The organism is Denitratisoma sp., from assembly GCA_032027165.1.
GTDB lineage: Bacteria > Pseudomonadota > Gammaproteobacteria > Burkholderiales > Rhodocyclaceae > Desulfobacillus.
The window spans coordinates 1,368,463-1,384,820 of record JAVSMO010000001.1; the positions used below are offsets into that span (position 1 = coordinate 1,368,463).

General features: G+C 68.7%; 16 protein-coding genes. 8 read left to right on the top strand and 8 right to left on the bottom strand.

Going from position 1 to position 16,358, the window contains the following annotated elements; genetic code table 11:
- The 6 genes from ROZ00_06730 to ROZ00_06755 are packed head-to-tail and all read left to right on the top strand — an operon-like array spanning position 1 to position 3,727.
- Entirely contained in the window at positions 1-771 is a 771-nt protein-coding gene (locus ROZ00_06730; protein MDT3735899.1) for an enoyl-CoA hydratase, read from the top strand.
- A gap of 2 nt (positions 772-773) precedes the next feature.
- Positions 774-1,211: a PaaI family thioesterase gene (locus ROZ00_06735; GenBank protein MDT3735900.1), complete on the top strand. Its 438-nt coding sequence runs from the start codon at positions 774-776 to the stop codon at positions 1,209-1,211.
- Positions 1,208-1,666 (top strand): MaoC family dehydratase, encoded by a 459-nt coding sequence (locus ROZ00_06740; protein MDT3735901.1) that lies wholly within the window; start codon positions 1,208-1,210, stop codon positions 1,664-1,666. Before ROZ00_06735 ends, ROZ00_06740 begins: the two co-directional genes overlap by 4 nt.
- Positions 1,666-2,385 (top strand): 2-phosphosulfolactate phosphatase, encoded by a 720-nt coding sequence (locus ROZ00_06745; GenBank protein MDT3735902.1) that lies wholly within the window; start codon positions 1,666-1,668, stop codon positions 2,383-2,385. Before ROZ00_06740 ends, ROZ00_06745 begins: the two co-directional genes overlap by 1 nt.
- Complete coding sequence (locus tag ROZ00_06750) at positions 2,382-3,263, top strand: alpha/beta hydrolase (GenBank protein ID MDT3735903.1); 882 nt, start codon at positions 2,382-2,384, stop codon at positions 3,261-3,263. The genes ROZ00_06745 and ROZ00_06750 overlap by 4 nt, the downstream gene beginning before the upstream one ends.
- Before the next feature lie 2 nt (positions 3,264-3,265).
- Entirely contained in the window at positions 3,266-3,727 is a 462-nt protein-coding gene (locus tag ROZ00_06755) for a MaoC family dehydratase (GenBank protein MDT3735904.1), read from the top strand.
- Positions 3,728-3,782: 55 nt separating this feature from the next.
- Here ROZ00_06755 and ROZ00_06760 read toward each other — a convergent pair whose 3' ends face one another.
- Positions 3,783-6,068: a TonB-dependent receptor gene (locus ROZ00_06760; protein ID MDT3735905.1), complete on the bottom strand. Its 2,286-nt coding sequence runs from the start codon at positions 6,066-6,068 to the stop codon at positions 3,783-3,785.
- A 239-nt stretch (positions 6,069-6,307) separates the two neighbouring features.
- Between ROZ00_06760 and ROZ00_06765 the strand changes: the two genes are divergently transcribed.
- Together ROZ00_06765 and ylqF are read left to right on the top strand one after the other, a co-directional pair.
- Positions 6,308-6,556 carry an RNA-binding S4 domain-containing protein gene (locus ROZ00_06765; protein MDT3735906.1) on the top strand — a complete coding sequence of 83 codons (249 nt, stop codon included), beginning with the start codon at positions 6,308-6,310 and terminating at the stop codon, positions 6,554-6,556.
- A complete protein-coding gene (gene ylqF / locus ROZ00_06770) occupies positions 6,553-7,425 on the top strand; it encodes a ribosome biogenesis GTPase YlqF (protein MDT3735907.1) in 873 nt (290 codons plus the stop codon). Before ROZ00_06765 ends, ylqF begins: the two co-directional genes overlap by 4 nt.
- Before the next feature lie 54 nt (positions 7,426-7,479).
- On the opposite strand, the gene ROZ00_06775 is transcribed toward ylqF, so the two are convergent.
- The 7 genes from ROZ00_06775 to ROZ00_06805 all read right to left on the bottom strand — a co-directional run bounded on the left by ROZ00_06775 (position 7,480) and on the right by ROZ00_06805 (position 16,169).
- Complete coding sequence (locus tag ROZ00_06775) at positions 7,480-9,096, bottom strand: phosphoethanolamine--lipid A transferase (GenBank protein ID MDT3735908.1); 1,617 nt, start codon at positions 9,094-9,096, stop codon at positions 7,480-7,482.
- Between the two features lie 23 nt (positions 9,097-9,119).
- Positions 9,120-10,850, bottom strand: a complete 1,731-nt coding sequence (gene cptA, locus ROZ00_06780; protein MDT3735909.1) for a phosphoethanolamine transferase CptA — start codon at positions 10,848-10,850, stop codon at positions 9,120-9,122.
- A gap of 97 nt (positions 10,851-10,947) precedes the next feature.
- Entirely contained in the window at positions 10,948-12,210 is a 1,263-nt protein-coding gene (locus tag ROZ00_06785; GenBank protein MDT3735910.1) for a HAMP domain-containing sensor histidine kinase, read from the bottom strand.
- Positions 12,207-12,890 (bottom strand): response regulator transcription factor, encoded by a 684-nt coding sequence (locus ROZ00_06790; protein MDT3735911.1) that lies wholly within the window; start codon positions 12,888-12,890, stop codon positions 12,207-12,209. Before ROZ00_06790 ends, ROZ00_06785 begins: the two co-directional genes overlap by 4 nt.
- Before the next feature lie 46 nt (positions 12,891-12,936).
- Positions 12,937-14,814 carry a sulfatase-like hydrolase/transferase gene (locus tag ROZ00_06795; GenBank protein MDT3735912.1) on the bottom strand — a complete coding sequence of 626 codons (1,878 nt, stop codon included), beginning with the start codon at positions 14,812-14,814 and terminating at the stop codon, positions 12,937-12,939.
- A gap of 90 nt (positions 14,815-14,904) precedes the next feature.
- A complete protein-coding gene (locus ROZ00_06800; protein ID MDT3735913.1) occupies positions 14,905-15,306 on the bottom strand; it encodes a diacylglycerol kinase in 402 nt (133 codons plus the stop codon).
- A 32-nt stretch (positions 15,307-15,338) separates the two neighbouring features.
- Entirely contained in the window at positions 15,339-16,169 is an 831-nt protein-coding gene (locus ROZ00_06805; GenBank protein MDT3735914.1) for an alpha/beta hydrolase, read from the bottom strand.
- Positions 16,170-16,358 lie beyond the last annotated feature (189 nt).

The window sequence follows — 16,358 nt, forward strand, 5'->3', positions numbered from 1 at the left end:
ATGAGCGAACACATCCACACCGAACTCGCTTCAGGCGTCCTGCGCATCGAGATGCGCCGGCCGGAGAAGAAGAACGCCCTCACCGGCCCGATGTACGCCGCCATGGCCGACGCCCTCGAGCGCGCCGTGGATGAGGACGCCGTGCGCGTCGTCCTCATCCACGGCCAGCCCGAGGTGTTCACCGCCGGCAACGACCTCGCCGACTTCCTCAACGGCCCGGCCGACGACCCCGACCGGCCGGTGTTCCGCTTCCTGCGCAACATCGCCGCCGCACCCAAGCCCCTCGTCGCCGCCGTCACCGGCAACGCCGTCGGCGTCGGCACGACGATGCTGCTGCATTGCGACCTGGTCTACGCCGGCGAAGGCGCGCGCTTCCAGTTGCCCTTCGTGAACCTGGCGCTGTGTCCGGAGGCCGCCTCCAGCCTGCTGCTGCCGCGCCTGGTCGGCCACCCGCGCGCCGCCGAGCTGCTGTTCTTCGGCGAGCCCTTCGGCGCCGCCAAGGCCTGCGAGATGGGCCTGGTCAACGCCGTGCTGCCCGACGCCGGGGTGTTCGCCCACGCGCAGGAACGCGCGCAGAAGCTCGCCACCCTGCCGGCCGCCTCGCTGCGCGAGACCAAGCGCCTGTTGAAGGAATCCGTCGCCGCCCTCGTGCCGCAGGCGATGCAGGCGGAAGGCGAGATATTCAAGCGCCAGCTCGCTTCGCCGGCGGCGAAGGAGGCCTTCAGCGCCTTCCTCGAGAAGCGCAAGCCGGATTTTTCGAAGTTCTCCTGACCATGAGCGACGCCATCCCCGCCGGCTTCACGCCGATCCCGCACCTCGGCCACTACCTCACGCAACTCGGCCCCTTCCACTGGAAGCGGGAAGGCAGCCAGATCGTCGTCGGCCTGCGCATCGAGGAACGCCACACCAACAGCCGCGGCATCGTGCATGGCGGCATGCTGGTCACGCTGGCCGACAGCGCGCTCGGCATCGTGCTCTACCACTCGCGCACGCCGCCGCAGCCGATCGTCACGGTGAGCCTGACCACCGACTTCATCGAGAGCGCCCTGCCGGGCGACTGGGTCGAGGCCCACGTCGACATCCTGCGCATCGGCAGCCGCCTCGCCTACGCCAACTGCCACCTGCACGTCGGCGAACGCCGCATCCTGCGCGCCTCGGGCGTCTTCGCCCTGATGCCGCCCGCCAAACCGAAAGAGGAGTCCGAAGGATGAGCAAGCACTTCAAGTACTACTGGGAAGACTTTCCCCCGGGCAAGGTCATCGAGTTCGGCGGCATCACGCTGACGCAGGAGGACATCGTCCGCTTCGCGAAGGAGTTCGACCCGCAGCCCTTCCACATCGACGAAGAGGCGGCCAAGCACTCCATGTTCGGCGGCATCATTGCCAGCGGCTGGCACACCTGCGCCCTGTGCATGCGCATGACCTGCGACGCCTACCTGCTGGAGACGGCCAGCCTCGGCTCGCCCGGCGTCGACAGCCTGCGCTGGCTGAAGCCGGTGCGCCCGGGCGACACCCTGCGCGTGCGCTGCGTCACGCTGGAGGCGCGGCCGATGGAGAGCAAGCCGCACATCGGCCTGGTGCGCAACCGCTGGGAAGTGCTCAACCAGAACAACGAGGAAGTCATGCAGATGGAAGGCTACGGCATGCTCCGTCGAAGAAGCCACTGATGGCGAAGATCCACGTCCTCCTGAAAAAGGAAGAGCTCGATTCGCAGCGCCTGCCGGGCAAGACGGTGGTCGTGCTCGACATCCTCTTCGCCACCTCCAGCATCGTCGCCGCCATGGCGCACGGCGCCGCTGAGGTGATTCCGACGCTCGACGGCGCGGCGGCGCAGGCCGAGGCGGCGCGCCACCCGGCCGAATCCTGCGTGCTCTCCGGCGAACTCAACGCCGACACCCTGCCCGGCTTCGTGCATCCGACGCCGCTGGCCCTGCTCGCGGAAAACCTCGCCGGCAAGACGCTGGTGTATTCCACCACCAACGGCACGGTGGCGGTCGCCAAGTCGCGCGAGGCCGACCACGTCTACGTCGGCTCGCTGCTGAACGGCGAGGCGGTGGTCAAGCACATCGCCGCGCACCACGGCGACGAGACGGTCCTGATCGTCTGCTCCGGCTCGGCCGACAACTTCAACCTGGAAGACTTCTACGGCGCCGGCTACCTCGTCTCGCTCTTCGCGCAGCAGGCGCAGGAACATGAATTCACCGACGCCGCCCTCGCCGCCATGCTGCTGCACGAGAAATGCGAGGCCGGCGAATGCCTGCGCCGCGCCCGCGTCGGCCGCATGATGCTCGAACGCCGGCTCGACCGCGAGGTCGACTTCGCCGCGCAGAAGAGCCTCTACGACGTCGTCCCCCGGCTCGACGGCAAGCGCCTGGTGGCGGCGTGAACCTTCAGCACCACTACGTCGACTTCGACGACGTCCGCCTGCACTACGTCGACGCCGGCGACGGCCCGCTCATGCTGTTCGTGCACGGCTTTCCCGAGTTCTGGCACGCCTGGCAGGACCAGCTGGAGGAATTCTCGCGCGACCGCCATGCCGTCGCCCTCGACCTGCGCGGCCACAACCTCTCCGGCAAACCCACCGACGTCAAGGCCTACCGGCCCAAGCACCTCGTCGCCGACCTGCGCCGGCTGATCGACCACCTCGGCGGCCGCCCCGCCATCGTCGTGGCCCACGACTGGGGCGGCGCCGCGGCGTGGAACCTCGCCGCCGAGCATCCGGAATACGTCGATAAGCTGGTCATCATCAACTCGCCGCACCCGGTGACCTTCGCCCGCGAGCTGCGCGACAGCACGGCCCAGCAGAAAGCCAGCCAGTACATGCTCTGGCTGCGAAAACCCGGCGCGGCGGAGAAGCTGCTGGAAAACGACTGCGCGCGACTCGCCGCCATGCTCGCGCAGTCGACCGCCGATCCGCGCTGGCTGACGCCCGAGCTGCTGGCGCGCTACCGCGAGGCGTGGACCCAGCCCGGCGCCATGGACGCCAGCCTGAACTTCTACCGCGCCTCTCCGCTGCACCCGCCCACCCCCGAGGAGCCCGGCCCCTCAGCCATTCAGCTCGACCCGGCCGCCTTCACGGTGCGCGTGCCGACCCTGGTGATCTGGGGCGAGCGCGACACCGCGCTCCTGCCCGGCCTCCTCGACGGCCTCGACCCCCTGGTGCCGCAGCTCACCGTCAAGCGCATCCCCGACGGCACGCACTGGGTCATCCACGAGCGGCCGGAGGAAGTTAACCGTATGATCCGGGAATTCATCGGAAACTGAGTATGCCCAAGATCACCATCAAGAACCTGGAAGAACTCAAGCAGTGGGTCGGCAAGGAAGTCGCCGTCAGCGACTGGCTGCAGGTCGACCAGGACCGCATCGACCGCTTCGCCGACGCCACCGGCGACCACCAGTGGATCCATGTCGACCCGGCGCGCGCCAAGGCCGAGTCGCCCTTCGGCGCGACCATCGCCCACGGCTACCTGACGCTCTCGCTGCTGCCGCACATGATGATGGAGACGCTCGACGTCCAGGGCGGCCGCATGAGCATCAACTACGGCCTCAACCGCGTGCGCTTCTCCGCCCCCGTCCGTGCCGGCGACCGCATCCGCAGCCGCTTCACCCTGGCCAGCCTGGAAGACATCCCCGGCGGCATCCAGTACGCCTGGCACGCCCTCGTCGAGATCGAAGGCCAGCACAAGCCCGCCTGCGCCGCCGAGATGATCGCGCGGCGCTACGACTGAAGCGCCGCGCCGTGCCGCGGGGGCTGATTTTGGGCCGGCGCGACTGCCGGCTCGACTAGAACTTCACGCTGATGCCGGCATAGGCCGAACGCCCCATGCCGGGCACGGCGATGCCCCAGGGGATGCCGTTCATGCTCATGGTCGTGCCCTGGGCGGTATAGGCGCCGCCGAGCGGCAGGTCGTAGGACTTGTCGAACAGGTTCTCGATGCCGAAGTCGACCCGCGTCTGCTTCCAGGAATGGCTGGCGCGCAGGTTGACCAGGCTGTAGCCGTCGGTCCTGATCTCGTTGCGCACGTCGGAGACGCCGTTCTTCGCCTTCACCATCACGAGCTCGATGCCATTGTCCCAGCCGCCGACCTGCTGCGTGAGGGTGATGCGGGCATTCATCGGCATGATGTTGTAGAGGCCGTCGCCGCTGTCGCGATTCCTGCCGTTGGCATAGTTGAGCAGGCCCTTCAGGCCCCACGCCCCCCATCCGGTCTTGCCGAGCGGCACATGGCCCGAGAGGTCCAGTCCGTAGAGGCGCGCCGACTGGTTGGCGTAGCGCAGTTGAACGAACTGGTTGGTCGCCGCGTTCACCGCCGGGCAGGACGAGCCGGGCAGGAGGGCCGTCGTGCAGCGCACGGCGTCGACGTAGTCGCTGACGCGCGTGTAATAAGGCGTCGCCTTGAACTCCCAACTGCGGTCGGCCGCATGCCAGTCGAAGGTGGCGCTCAGGGTGTGCGCCTTCTCCGGCTTGAGGTCGGGGTTGCCGATGTAGCCGTTGCCGTCGCCGACGAAATTGTTCATCGTCGCCGCCATCGGCCAGGTAGACCAGGTGTAGCGCTCGTACAGGTTCGGCGAGCGCACCTTGCGGGCCAGGCCGAACTCGATGTCGCGCGTCGCATCCACCGTGTAGCGGGCCAGCGCGGTGAAGTCCCAGTTGTCGTCGTTGCGCCCATGGTCGCGCGCGTTGAAGCGCGCGGCATCGGCGATCTGGCTGCCCGGCGCGCCGGCCGTCGTGCGGTAGCCCCGCACGTCGCCGGCGTCCGAGCGCACCCGCTCGTAGCGCACGCCGAGCAGGGTCATCCACTGCGGGCCGGGGCGCGCCTCCCACTCGCCGAACAGCGCCGTGCGGTCGCGCTCGCCGTCCTTGATGTTCCAGAAGGTGCCGGGGCCCATGCCGCCGCCGGAGGCCGGCCACCAGTCGTCGAGCCGGTAGCGCTGCAGCTCGCCGCCGACGCGCAGCAGGTCCCGCTGCGAGAGGGCGATGTCCGCCTTGAGCGAGGCGCCGCTGGTCTTGCCTTCCGTGTACATCGGCATGCCGGCGGCGCAGGTGCCGGCCGGATCGCCGGCGAAGCGGATCGGCGAGCATGGCGTACCGGCGCCGGAGAGCGAGCCGTACCAATAGCGCTTGTCGTCGCCGAAATCCATGAAATGGTCGACCTTCTCGTGATAGGCGCGCGCCTCCAGGCCGCCCCAGTCGAACCGGCCGAGGTAGCGCAGGTTCAGGCGGTGCTGGGTGTTCTCGAGCATGTCCATGCGCTGGTTCGGATAGAGCTGGTAGGGCATGTCCTGGTAGCCCAGCTTCGCCTCGACGAGGTGGTTGGCGTGCTTCAGCGCGACGCCCAGCGTGTGGTTGGCGGTCTTGTAGGCCGTCGAGCCGACCTCGTCGCGCGACAGCGTGTGGCCGGGGCGGCCGGTCGCCGTCGTCGTGCGGAAGTTGCCGCCGGACGTGTAATTGCCGGATTCGCTCAGCGCGCCGGAATAGGTCACGCTGACGTTCTCCGTGGCGATGGTGGCCGTGACGTTGCCGCCGCGCGCGTTACCGTTGCTGCGGTAGAACGCACCCGCCTGCCCCTTGACCAGGCTGCCCTGCCCCGGCGCGGCGAATTCCGGCGCCGGCGTCTCGGCGACGATGGTGCCGCCGAGGCTGTCCCCGCCAACGCTCACCGGCGTGATGCCGGCATACACCTTCAGCGTGCCGACGTTGGTCGGGTCGATGTACGACAGCGCCGGATTCATGTGATTGGGACAGGAGGCGATCAGGTCCATGCCGTCGACCTTGATGCGCAGGCGGTCGTCGGCGAGGCCGTGGATCGCCGGCAGGCTGGAGACGCCGCCGGCGCCGTAGAGGCTGACGCCCGGCGTGTTGCGCAGCAGGCTGGCGGTGTCGCTGGTGGCCGGACGCAGCGACTGCAGCTCGGCCGCGCCGACGCCCGCCGAATTCAGGGGTACCGCGATCTTCGGCTCGGACACCACGATCTCGCCCAGGCTGTTCTCCTGCGCATGCACCGCGAACGGCAGGAGGGCGATGAGGAACGGCAACGGCCTCTTGGCGAGGCGGGTCAGGCTATGCATGATTTTTTCCGCAGTGATTGTGTAGGCCGGCGCATTCTATTTCGCTCCGGCCGGCACACCCTGCGACCTGGCGTCGCATGCGACGATTTGTCGCCGTGCCGCGGGGACTGACTTTTGCAGCGGGATTTCAGTAGTGCTTCGGCACAGTGTTCTTCAGCCTGGCCCTGCCGTGCTTCCGCCGCTCGGTGACGTTCATGCAGATCCGATGCCGCGGCGCGGCGCGACTATAATCGCGCACCATGGCTCTTCACCGCTTTGAACTCAGGGGAGAATTCATCCCCCTCAACGACCTCCTCAAGCTGCTCGGCCTGGTGCCCTCCGGCGGCGCCGCCAAGGCAGCGATCGCCGAGGGCGCCGTCGTCGTGGACGGCGAAGTCGAGACCCGCATCCGCCGCAAGCTGCGGGCGGGCGCGGTGGTGCGCTTCGCGGATGAGGAAATCCGCGTCGTCGGCGCCGGCGCCCACCAACCGGATACGAAACGCCCATGAGCATCCAATGGTTCCCCGGCCACATGACCTCGGCCCGCAAGGAAGCCGCCAAAACCATGGCGCTGACCGACGTGGTGATCGAGGTGTGCGATGCGCGCCTGCCGGAGGCCAGCAGCAACCCGATGATCCGCGAGCTGCGCCTGCACCGCCAGCGGCCCTGCCTCAAGCTGCTGAACAAGGCCGACCTCGCCGACCCGGACGTCACGCAGGCCTGGCTCGATTTCTACAACGGCCAGCCCGGCGTCAAGGCGGTGGCGATCTCCTGCAAGCAGCCGGGCGAGGCCGCGCGCGTGCCGGCCCTGTGCCGCGCGCTGGCGCCGCACCGCAAGGACACCTTCAAGCCGCTGCGCATGCTCATCATGGGCATCCCCAACGTCGGCAAGTCGACGCTGATGAACGCGCTCCTCAAGCGCCGCGTCGCCGCCGTCGGCGACGAGCCGGCGGTGACCAAGACGCAGATGAGCCACGACCTCGGCCCGACGATGACCCTCACCGACACGCCGGGCCTGATGTGGCCGAAGATCGAGCACGACAGCGACGGCTTCATGCTCGCCGCCAGCCACGCCATCGGCCGCAACGCCGTCATCGATTCCGAAGTGGGGATCTTCCTGGCCGGGCTGCTCCTGCAGCGCTACCCTGCCCTGCTCGCCGCGCGCTACAAGATCGACGTCGACGGCCTGGACGGCGTCGCCGCCGTCGAGGCCATCGCGAAGAAGCGCGGCTGCATCACGAAGGGCCGCCACGCCGGCGAACTCGACCTGGAAAAGGCCGCGATGATCCTGCTCACCGACTACCGCGGCGGCAAGCTCGGCCGCATCAGCCTGGAGACGCCGGCGAGCCGCGCGGCGATGCTGGCGGCGGCGAAGTAGCGCCGCCCCGCCGTGCCGCGGGGACTGACTTTCGGGGCGCGCAGAGGGCGGCCTCTACTCTTCTTTCCGGCAGCCGCCCAGGATGTCCAGTTCCGGCTTGTAAGCACTCGTCCTGATTTCCAGGAAGCCGAGGACGGTGTGGAACAGGTGGTCGTGCGTGAAGCGCTGCCCGCGCTTGCGCATCAGCGCCGCCTGGTCGAGTTCGTCGAAGCCGCTGCCGAACCAGAGGATGGCCGGCACGTGCACCTGGCTGTCGGGCGCGAGGGGGCGCGGCAGGCCATGCAGGTAGAGCCCGCCCTCGCCGAGGGATTCGCCGTGGTCGCTCAGGTAGAACAGCGCGGTCTCGAATTTCGCATCGTTCCGCTTCAGCAGTTCGATCGTCTTGCCCAGGAAATGGTCGGTGTAGAGGATGGCGTTGTCGTAGGCATTGCCGATCTCCTCCCGGCTGCATGCGCCCAGATCCTTGCTCTTGCACGCCGGCTGGAATTTCTCGAACGCCGGCGGATAGCGCTTGTAGTAGGCCGGCCCGTGGTTGCCCATCTGGTGCAGGACGATGACGATGTCGCCGGTGGGATGGCTGTCGATGTAATCCTGCAGCGGCACCAGCATGCCCTCGTCGCGGCATTCGGTGTCGCATACGGTGTTGTTGGCGGGGGACTTGTAGTCCCGGTAGGGGACGCGCAAGGCGACGCCCTTCGAATCCGAGTTGTTGTCCAGCCACAGCACGTTCACGCCGGCGCGCTGCAGGACGTCGAGCAGATTCTCCTCTCCGGCGGCCCGCTTCGGATCGAACCGCGCCATGCCCCTCGGCGAGAACATGCACGGCACGGAGATAGCCGTGGAGGTGCCGCAGGAACGGAAATCGGGCAGGCCGATCGCGCCGGCCTCGCGCAGGCGCGGCGTGGTGTCGCGCGCGTAGCCGTTGATCGAGAAACGGTCGGCCCGCGCCGTCTCGCCGACGACGAGGACGATCAGCTCGCGGTGCCGGTCGTCCTTGGAGATATGCGCATCCGGCGCGACGGCCGCCGGTTTCATGCCGGCCGTCGCCTCGTTCGCCCTGCCGGCCAGCTTGAGCGCCGTCAGCAGCGGATAGGCGGGGTTGGCATAGCTCCGCAAGGCCTTGTGCGCCCGGATGAAGGATGCGTAGAAACCGCCGAACGCCATCACCATCAATGCGATCGCCAGCAGGCAGACGGCCAGCAGCTTCGCCCGTCCGATCAGTTCGCGCCGCCATCCGCGCCAGGCCAGCGGCGCCCGCCAGACCAGGGCGGAAGGCAGGACGCCCAGCAGGACGAAGTAGGCCAGCAGCTTGAAGGTGACCAGGTCGAACGCTTCGCCGACATCGGTCTGGGCGGCGTTGCGCAGCATGTCCTCGCCGATGACGGTGCCGAAGCTGTCCATGAAATAGGCGGTGACCGAGGCGGTCAGCAGCGCCGCGATCAGCACCGGCTTGGTCATGCGCCCGAAGGCGAGCCCGCCGAACAGGACGAGATTGAACGCCAGAAAGGCGACCGCCAGCGAGAGCAGCGGCAGCAAAGTGCCAGCGTCCAGGGGAAAAGCATGCAGGACCTGCGCGACGAAGCGGGCGTTGCCGCCGGCGACCAGCAGCAGGCAGGTCAGCAGCAGCAGGGCGTTGCCGCCGATTTCCCGCTTTGGCTCAGTCAGGTTCATGGCGTCGCCCGGCAGCGGGCCGGCTAGGGGAACATCTCGCGCAAATCACGCAATCCCTTCGGCGAAGCGGGATCGCCCACCAGCAGGGGACGCTCGCGGAAGCGGGCATTGACCAGGCTCTTGGTCGGGTCGTAGCCGTCGAAGCTGAGCCCGGCCAGGTCGGCCCAGGTGTGGATGAGATGGGCCGTCTGGTAGGGGCGATCGGCCTGCCGCGCGAAATCCCGGGGGAAGGCTTCCCGCCAGGCCGCGGAGCGCCAGAGCACGAAGGGGACGGCATACATCGGCAGCGTCGGCCGGGCCTCGTTGCGGCCGGCGAAGTCATGGCCCGGCGAGTCGAAGACATCCTCGCCGTGGTCGGAGAAATAGAGCAGCATCGACCGGCCGCCTTGGGCATTCAGCCGTTCGATCAGGCTGGCGAGGACATGGTCGTTGTAGCGCACGGCGTTGTCGTAATGGTTGATCAGCGGCAACTGGCCGTCCGCGACCCAGCCGGGCAATCCCGCCTTGTCCTTGAATGCGCCGAATTCCGGCGGATAGCGGTACTCGTAGACCATGTGCGTGCCGAGCAGGTGCACCACGATAAACTTGCGCTCGGCCGGGTCCTGCAGGATGCGCGCGAAGGGTTCCAGCACCTCTTCGTCGAAGCTGTAGGAATTCTGCGAGCGGGTATGGTTCAGGTAGACCTGCTCGTCCGTCTGCTGCGAGAAGTTGGTGAGCATGGTGTTGCGCCCGGACAGCGTCTGCTGGTTGGTGACCCAGAACGTCTTGTAGCCGGCCTGCTTCATGATGTTCATCAGCGACGGCTGCGTCAGGTGGAGGTTCGGGTTTTCCTGGTCGGCGAAGGTCAGCGCCTGCTGCAGCGTCTCGATGGTGTAGGGCCGCGACGCCATCACCCGGTTGAACACGGCGAGCTGGTCGCGCATCGACTCCAGGCGCGGCGAGGTCCGGCGCGGGTAGCCGTACAGGCTCATGTGCAGCCGGCTGGTCGATTCGCCGATGACCAGCACCAGCGTCGACGGACGGCCGGCGTGGGCGTCGACCAGATTGGCGACGGGCGGCAAGCCGCGGTTCCGCTCGAGCAGGTCCTGCATCACCGCGAGCTGGCGCTCGTATTTGTAATAGCCGACGGCGAATTGCCAGGGCACCGCCGGCTCCAGGCTGCTGGCGAGCGCCCGCACGAGGGTGTCGCCGGTCAGCGGCTTGTGCTTGTAGAGGAGCCGATAGGTGCCCGGCAGCGCGATGAGGAAGACGATGGCCAGCGACAACAGCCACGCGGCACCGCGCGGCACCGCCAGCGGCCGCAGGCGCCGCCACAGCCACAGCGCGCCCATCGTGTAGGCCAGTACAGCGGGAATCATCCACCAGGCGAAGTAGTTGGCGACGAATTCGCCCGCCTCCGCCGGATTCGACTCGAAGGCGATGAACAGCACGCTCTGGGAAAATTCCTGCCGGTAGATGGCGAAATAGCCGAGGCCGGCGAGCGAGCACGCCCACAGGACCAGACCGGTCGCCCCGGCAATCCGCAGCCCCTGCCGCGGAAACAGGAGCATCGGAATCAGCCACAGCAGGCTGTCGAGTATGCCGTGGCGCAGCGGCGAGAAGCCGGTGGCGCCGCTGGCGACGAGCAGGACGTGGATGACGCCCGAGAAGTACCAGAAGAACAGGTAGGCCCGGCCGAGCGCCTTCCAGTCGATCGAGGCGTTAGTCGGAAAACGGGCGCCGATCGGCGCTGCGGCAGCAATTTCGTATGGCATGTGAGCGGGCTTCCAGCCGTGTCGGCTGATCGATGCCCACTCTAGCGACCGTCACATCAGGGTCGCGTCAATCTGGCGTGAAAAAAACGTGAAAGTCCTAGGAAAAATCCACCCGGAACTCGCAGCCGCCGTCCTGGCGTTCGTCGAGGCGGATGCGCCAGCCCTGCCGCTGGCAGATGCGCTGCACCAGCGACAGGCCCAGGCCGAGGCCGTCCCCGCGCGTGGCATCGCCGCGCACGAAGGGCTGGAACACCGTTTCGCGCTTCTCGGGCGGGATGCCGGCGCCCGAGTCGCAGACGCTGAAGCCGCCCTGGCGCAGCACCAGGCGGACGAAGCCCCGGTCGGTGTAGTGGATGGCGTTGCGCAGCAGGTTGGAAACGACGGCGCGCAGCAGCGGCGCCGGGTAATGGCCGGCATCGTCGCCCTCGCTGACCAGCGTCAGTTCCAGCCCGCGCCCCGCCGCGTCCGGCCGCAGCCGGTCGACCTGTTCGCCGGCCAGTTGCGCCAGCGTGGTTTCCCCGTCGTCGAGCGTGCCTTCCGGCGTGCGCGCCAGGCGCATGAAGGTCTCGACCAGTTCCTGCATCTCGGCGCAGGAGGCCTGGATGCGGCGCACCTGGATCTGCTGCTTCGCGTCGGCCAGCCCCTGCGCCAGCAGCACGTCGCAGGTGCTGGCGATCACCATCAGGGGCGTGCGCAGCTCGTGGCTGACGTCGCTGGTGAAGAAGCGCTCGCGCTCGAGGGCCTGGCGCAGCTCGCCCAGCGTGGCGTCGAAGGCGGCGGCGAGGCGGCCAACCTCGTCGGGGGCGTAGCCGGCGGCCAGGGGCGGCGCCGCCGTCAGCAGCTGTTCGCGGTGCTGTACCTGTTCGGAGAGCCGGATCACCGGCGCGATCACCCGGCGCGCCATCAACAGGCCGAGGCCCCAGGCGGCGAGCAGGCTCAGCGCGAAGGCGAAGGCGATGACGACGTAGAGCACGTCCTCGCGCCGCTCGAACTCCTCCTGGTCCTGCACCAGCACGTAGAGCGTGCCGCCCTCCTCGCGCGCCACGACGTGGTGCTCGTCGCCGTCGCGGTAGGCCTCCTGGAAGCCGGGCCTGACATGAGCGAGCCAGGCCGGCAGCGGCGGCTGGCCGTCCGGCCCCCGCACGTAGAGTTCGGTGTCCGGGTCGAGGTGGAACGGCAGACCCTTGTCGAGCGAGCCGAGGATGTCGTCGAGCCGCTTGCTCATCGAGGCCGAGGCGTAGTTCTCCTCGGTGTAGCTGATCGACATCACCACGGTCAGCGAGAACAGGCCCGCCACCACCAGCGCCATCAGCACGAACGACGCGACGATGCGCCGCGCGAGGCTCTGGTCGCCGTTCATTCCGGCTTGTCCTGCTCGGCGAGGCGGAAGCCGACGCCGTGCACGGTGTGCAGCAGCGGCTTCGGGAAGGGCTTGTCGATCTGCTGGCGCAGGGTGTGGATGTGGCTGCGCAGGCTGTCGCTGTCGGGCGGCGCGTCGCCCCACAGCGCCGCCTCGAGCGCCTCGCGCGTGGCCACCGCCGGGCTTTTCTGCATCAGCACGGCGAGCAGCTTGAGCCCGATCGGCCCGATCTTCAGCGGCTGGCCGGCGCGGGCGACTTCGAGCGTGTCGAGGTCGTAACTGAGGTCGGCGACCTTGAGCAGGCGCCGCCCGCCGGCGCGGGTGCGCTTGAGCACCGCCTCGATGCGCGCCGCCAGCTCGGGCAGCGCGAAGGGCTTGGTGACGTAGTCGTCGGCGCCGGTGCGGAAGCCCTGCAGGCGGTCGTCGAGGGCGTCGCGCGCGGTGAGCATGATCACCGGCGTATCGCGCCGCTCGCCCTCGCGCAGGCGCTGGCACAAGGCGTAGCCGTCCATGCCCGGCAGCATGACGTCGAGCACGATCAGGTCGTAATGGTTCGTCGCCGCCAGGTGCAGGCCGGTGAGGCCGTCCTGCGCGCAGTCGACCTCATAGCCCTTCAGCGCGAGATAGTCGGCCAGGTTGGCCAGGATGTCGCGGTTGTCCTCCACCACCAGCAGTCGCATTGCCGTGTCCTTCTCCCTTCCGGCGGCAAGACTACCACCGCTTGGTTCAGGACGGGGCGCGGCTGAAGCGCGACAGGTTGCCCATGATCTCCAGCATGGCGGTGCGGATCGCCTTGATGACGCCGGAGGAATCGGCCAGCGGGCGGTCGTCGCCGTCGGTGACTTCGTTGCGGATGGCGCCGAGGGCATTCACCGGGAAGGACACCTTGAAGTCGCTGCCGAGGTAGGCGATGCGGTTCCAGTCGGCGGCGACCGCATAGTCGCGGTGGTAGCCCGGCGCCAGCAGGTCGTAGCCGTGCGAGTAGTCGGAGGGCGGGTTCTTCACGCCGAGCAGCGGCATCAGGGTCGCCGGGATGTCGAGGTGGCTGGTGATGCCGGCGACCGTGCGCGGCGCCTGGCCGGGCACGCGGATCACGGCCGGCGTGCCGGTCTGGAAGCGGTTGAACTCGGCGCTGTGGCCCCAGCGGCCCCGCTCCATGAACTCCTCGCCGTGGTCGCCGAGGACGATGACGATCGTCCTGTCGAGCAGTCCCTTCGCCTTGAGATGGTCGATGACGCGGCCGATCTGGCCGTCGACGTGGTGCGCGGCGTTGATGTAGCGGTTCTTGATCTGCGGCGTCTGCGTGGCGAAGTCGGCGGTGAGGTAATTGAAGTTCTCCAGGTACGGCCGGGCGATGGCCGCCTCCTGCGGAAAATCGTAGGGGGCATGGGTGGACTCGAAGAACATGTAGCCCATGAACGGGCGCGCCGGGTCGCGCCGGTCGATGAAGCCGAGCAGCTCGTCGATGTTCTTCGCGTCGCGCTGCCAGGGCGGCGCGCCGACCTCGAGGGGGTGCATGTCCTCCGGCCGCATGTTCGCGAAGACGGTCTTGTCGAAGGCCGGATAGGTGAAGCGCTGGCTGGTGTGCAGCGCGAACTGGTAGTTCTGCCGCTGCAGCACGTCCATCAGCACCGGCGCGCGCTGCGCCGCCCGCATCGGGAACCAGTTGCTGCCGTAGAGGCCGTAGAACATCGAGAAGACGCCCATCTGCGTCAGGTTGCCGCCGCTGAAGTGCTTCTCCAGGCGCAGGGCGTCGTTGGAGAAGGCCCACAGGCGCGGCATGATCTGCGGGTCGAGCATGTCGAAGCGCAGCGACTCGGCGACCAGCCAGACGATGTTCAGGGGCGCCGCAGGCGGCTCGACGCGCAGCGGCGCGAGCGGATAGGCCAGGCTGCCCTCCTTCACGCGCAGGCTTTGCGCCTCTTCCGTGTTGGAGGCGATGCCGAGGCGCTTCGCCAGCTTGCGGAAGGTGAGCGGCTGGTAGAGCGGATAGTGCTCGCTGGCGAAGAGGATGGGCTGGTAGTTGGAGGCTGCGCTGTAGCCATAGGCGACGCGCTCGCCGGTGCCGAGCAGCACCAGCGCCAGCAGCGCCCAGCGCCAGGGATTGCGGCCCGCCGCCTCCGGCGGGCTGCGCCGTGCCGTCCAGGCATAGGCGGCGGCCTGCGCCGTGACGAGGAGACTGACTATCAGGGCCGCCGTCAGCTGGGTGGTCCAGCCGGCGCCGAGGGCGGCGATGCCGCCCGGCGTCGTCGCCAGGTCGATGACGAAGCCGTTGATGTGGAAGCCGTACATGTCGTGGATCAGGCGGTCGGCGTAGAGCAGCGCCTGGGTCAGGCCGGTCAGGACGATCGCCGCCGCGGCCAGCAGCGGTCCGGCGCCGCGCCACGGCCGCCCCGCCAGCAGTCGCCGCAGCAGACGCACGACCAGCAGCGCCGGCAGCAGGTAGATGAAGGCGTAGCTCGCCGTCGCCGCCAGGGTCCACCCGGCGACGGCGGGTGAGGCGAACTGGCGCGCGCTCTGCAGGCCGGCCACCTGGACGACGGCGATCAGCCACGACAGGAGGAAGAAGCGGTTGAGCTGGCGGACGGACGGCAGGACAGGCATGGCAGGGCTCCGGATGCGAACGGGCCCAACCTTAGCAAGCGGGCCGTCAAGCCCGCCTCAAGACGGCGTGAAAATGGCGTGAAACGGAAATCAGCCGAACAGCACCAGCGCCCACACCGCCGCGACATTCACCAGCGACAGCATGACGGCCGCGCTGCCGGCGTCCTTGGCGCGCTTGGCGAGGGCGTGATGTTCGAGCGAGATGCGGTCGACCACCGCCTCGATGGCCGAGTTGAGCAGCTCGACGACGAGCACCAGCAGCACGCTGCCGACCATCAGCGCCCTGCCCGTCCCGCCGACGGGCATGAAAAAGGCGGCCGGGATCAGCACCAGCGCCAGCAACACTTCCTGGCGGAAGGCGTTCTCGTGGCGCCAGGCTTCGGCCAGGCCGTCCAGCGAATAGCGGCAGGCGTTCCAGATGCGGCGCAGGCCGGTCTTGCCCTTGAACGGGCTCTTCTCTCCGTCGCCGGAGGTCGGGCTGGGATTCGTCATGAGGCGGGAAGATACCAGATCGCGCGGCGAACCTATTCCCTGTTCGCCCTGAAAAACTGCAGCAGCCTGTCCGCCACTTCCGCCGGCGCCTCTTCGGGCAGGAAGTGGCCGCAGTCGAGGCCCTCGCCGCGCACGTCGGCGGCCTTCTCGCGCCACAGCGCCAGCACGTCGTACGTGCGGCCGACGAAGCCCTTTGCGCCCCACAGCACCAGCAGCGGGCAGCGGATGCGCGCGGCGGCGTCCTCGGCGTCGTGGCGCAGGTCGAGGCCGGCGGCGGCGCGGTAGTCGTCGCAGCTCGCGCGGATCGCCTCCGGGTCGGAGAAGCAGCGCACGTACTCCGCCACCACGGCCGCATCGAAAGCCGCCTCGTTGCCGAGGCTCCAGCGCGACAGGCAGCCCTTCAGCCAGGCGGCCGGGTCGGCGGCGATCATGCGCTCGGGCAGCGGCGCCTGCTGGATCAGGAAGAACCAGTGGAAATACGTCGTCGCCAGCGCCTGGTCGGTGAGCGCGAAGGTGGTCGCCGTCGGCGCGATGTCCATCACGCAGGCGCCAAGAACGCGCTCGGGGTGGTCGAGGCACAGGCGGTGCGTCACCCGCGCGCCGCGGTCGTGCGCGGCGACGCGGAAGCGCGCGTGGCCGAGCGCGGTCATCAGCTCCGCCATGTCGCGCGCCATGGCGCGCTTCGACTGGTTCGCCGCCTCCGGCCCGGAAGGCGGCTTGCCCGAATCGCCGTAGCCGCGCAGGTCGGGGATCACCAGCGCAAAATCCTCCTGCAGCCGCGGCGCCACCTTGTGCCACATGGCGTGCGTCTCGGGGTAGCCGTGCAGCAGGAGCAGCGCCGGCCGGCCGGGGTTGGCGCGCACGCGCGCATGGATGCGCGTGCCGGAGACGGCGATGTCGCGGGTTTCGTAGCTGGGGGTCGAACATGGCGGGTCTTGGCCTGGAATGGAGAACCGACGGCGAATCTACCGCCAACCCATCCGGCGCGCCAGCCCCGGATCCGGGGCGAAGTCATTCATTTCGATAAGCCTGATGGGAAGCGCCGTGTTGCG

Excerpts from the sequence above, each read along its gene's own strand:
- ROZ00_06740 (MDT3735901.1), top strand. The coding sequence starts at position 1,208 with ATGAGCAAGCACTTCAAGTACTACTGGGAAGACTTTCCCCCGGGCAAG.
- ROZ00_06760 (MDT3735905.1), bottom strand. The coding sequence starts at position 6,068 with ATGCATAGCCTGACCCGCCTCGCCAAGAGGCCGTTGCCGTTCCTCATC.
- ROZ00_06785 (MDT3735910.1), bottom strand. The coding sequence starts at position 12,210 with ATGAACGGCGACCAGAGCCTCGCGCGGCGCATCGTCGCGTCGTTCGTG.
- ROZ00_06800 (MDT3735913.1), bottom strand. The coding sequence starts at position 15,306 with ATGACGAATCCCAGCCCGACCTCCGGCGACGGAGAGAAGAGCCCGTTC.
- ROZ00_06730 (MDT3735899.1), top strand. The coding sequence starts at position 1 with ATGAGCGAACACATCCACACCGAACTCGCTTCAGGCGTCCTGCGCATC.
- ROZ00_06735 (MDT3735900.1), top strand. The coding sequence starts at position 774 with ATGAGCGACGCCATCCCCGCCGGCTTCACGCCGATCCCGCACCTCGGC.
- ROZ00_06790 (MDT3735911.1), bottom strand. The coding sequence starts at position 12,890 with ATGCGACTGCTGGTGGTGGAGGACAACCGCGACATCCTGGCCAACCTG.
- ROZ00_06745 (MDT3735902.1), top strand. The coding sequence starts at position 1,666 with ATGGCGAAGATCCACGTCCTCCTGAAAAAGGAAGAGCTCGATTCGCAG.
- ROZ00_06775 (MDT3735908.1), bottom strand. The coding sequence starts at position 9,096 with ATGAACCTGACTGAGCCAAAGCGGGAAATCGGCGGCAACGCCCTGCTG.
- ROZ00_06755 (MDT3735904.1), top strand. The coding sequence starts at position 3,266 with ATGCCCAAGATCACCATCAAGAACCTGGAAGAACTCAAGCAGTGGGTC.
- cptA (MDT3735909.1), bottom strand. The coding sequence starts at position 10,850 with ATGCCATACGAAATTGCTGCCGCAGCGCCGATCGGCGCCCGTTTTCCG.
- ROZ00_06765 (MDT3735906.1), top strand. The coding sequence starts at position 6,308 with ATGGCTCTTCACCGCTTTGAACTCAGGGGAGAATTCATCCCCCTCAAC.
- ylqF (MDT3735907.1), top strand. The coding sequence starts at position 6,553 with ATGAGCATCCAATGGTTCCCCGGCCACATGACCTCGGCCCGCAAGGAA.
- ROZ00_06795 (MDT3735912.1), bottom strand. The coding sequence starts at position 14,814 with ATGCCTGTCCTGCCGTCCGTCCGCCAGCTCAACCGCTTCTTCCTCCTG.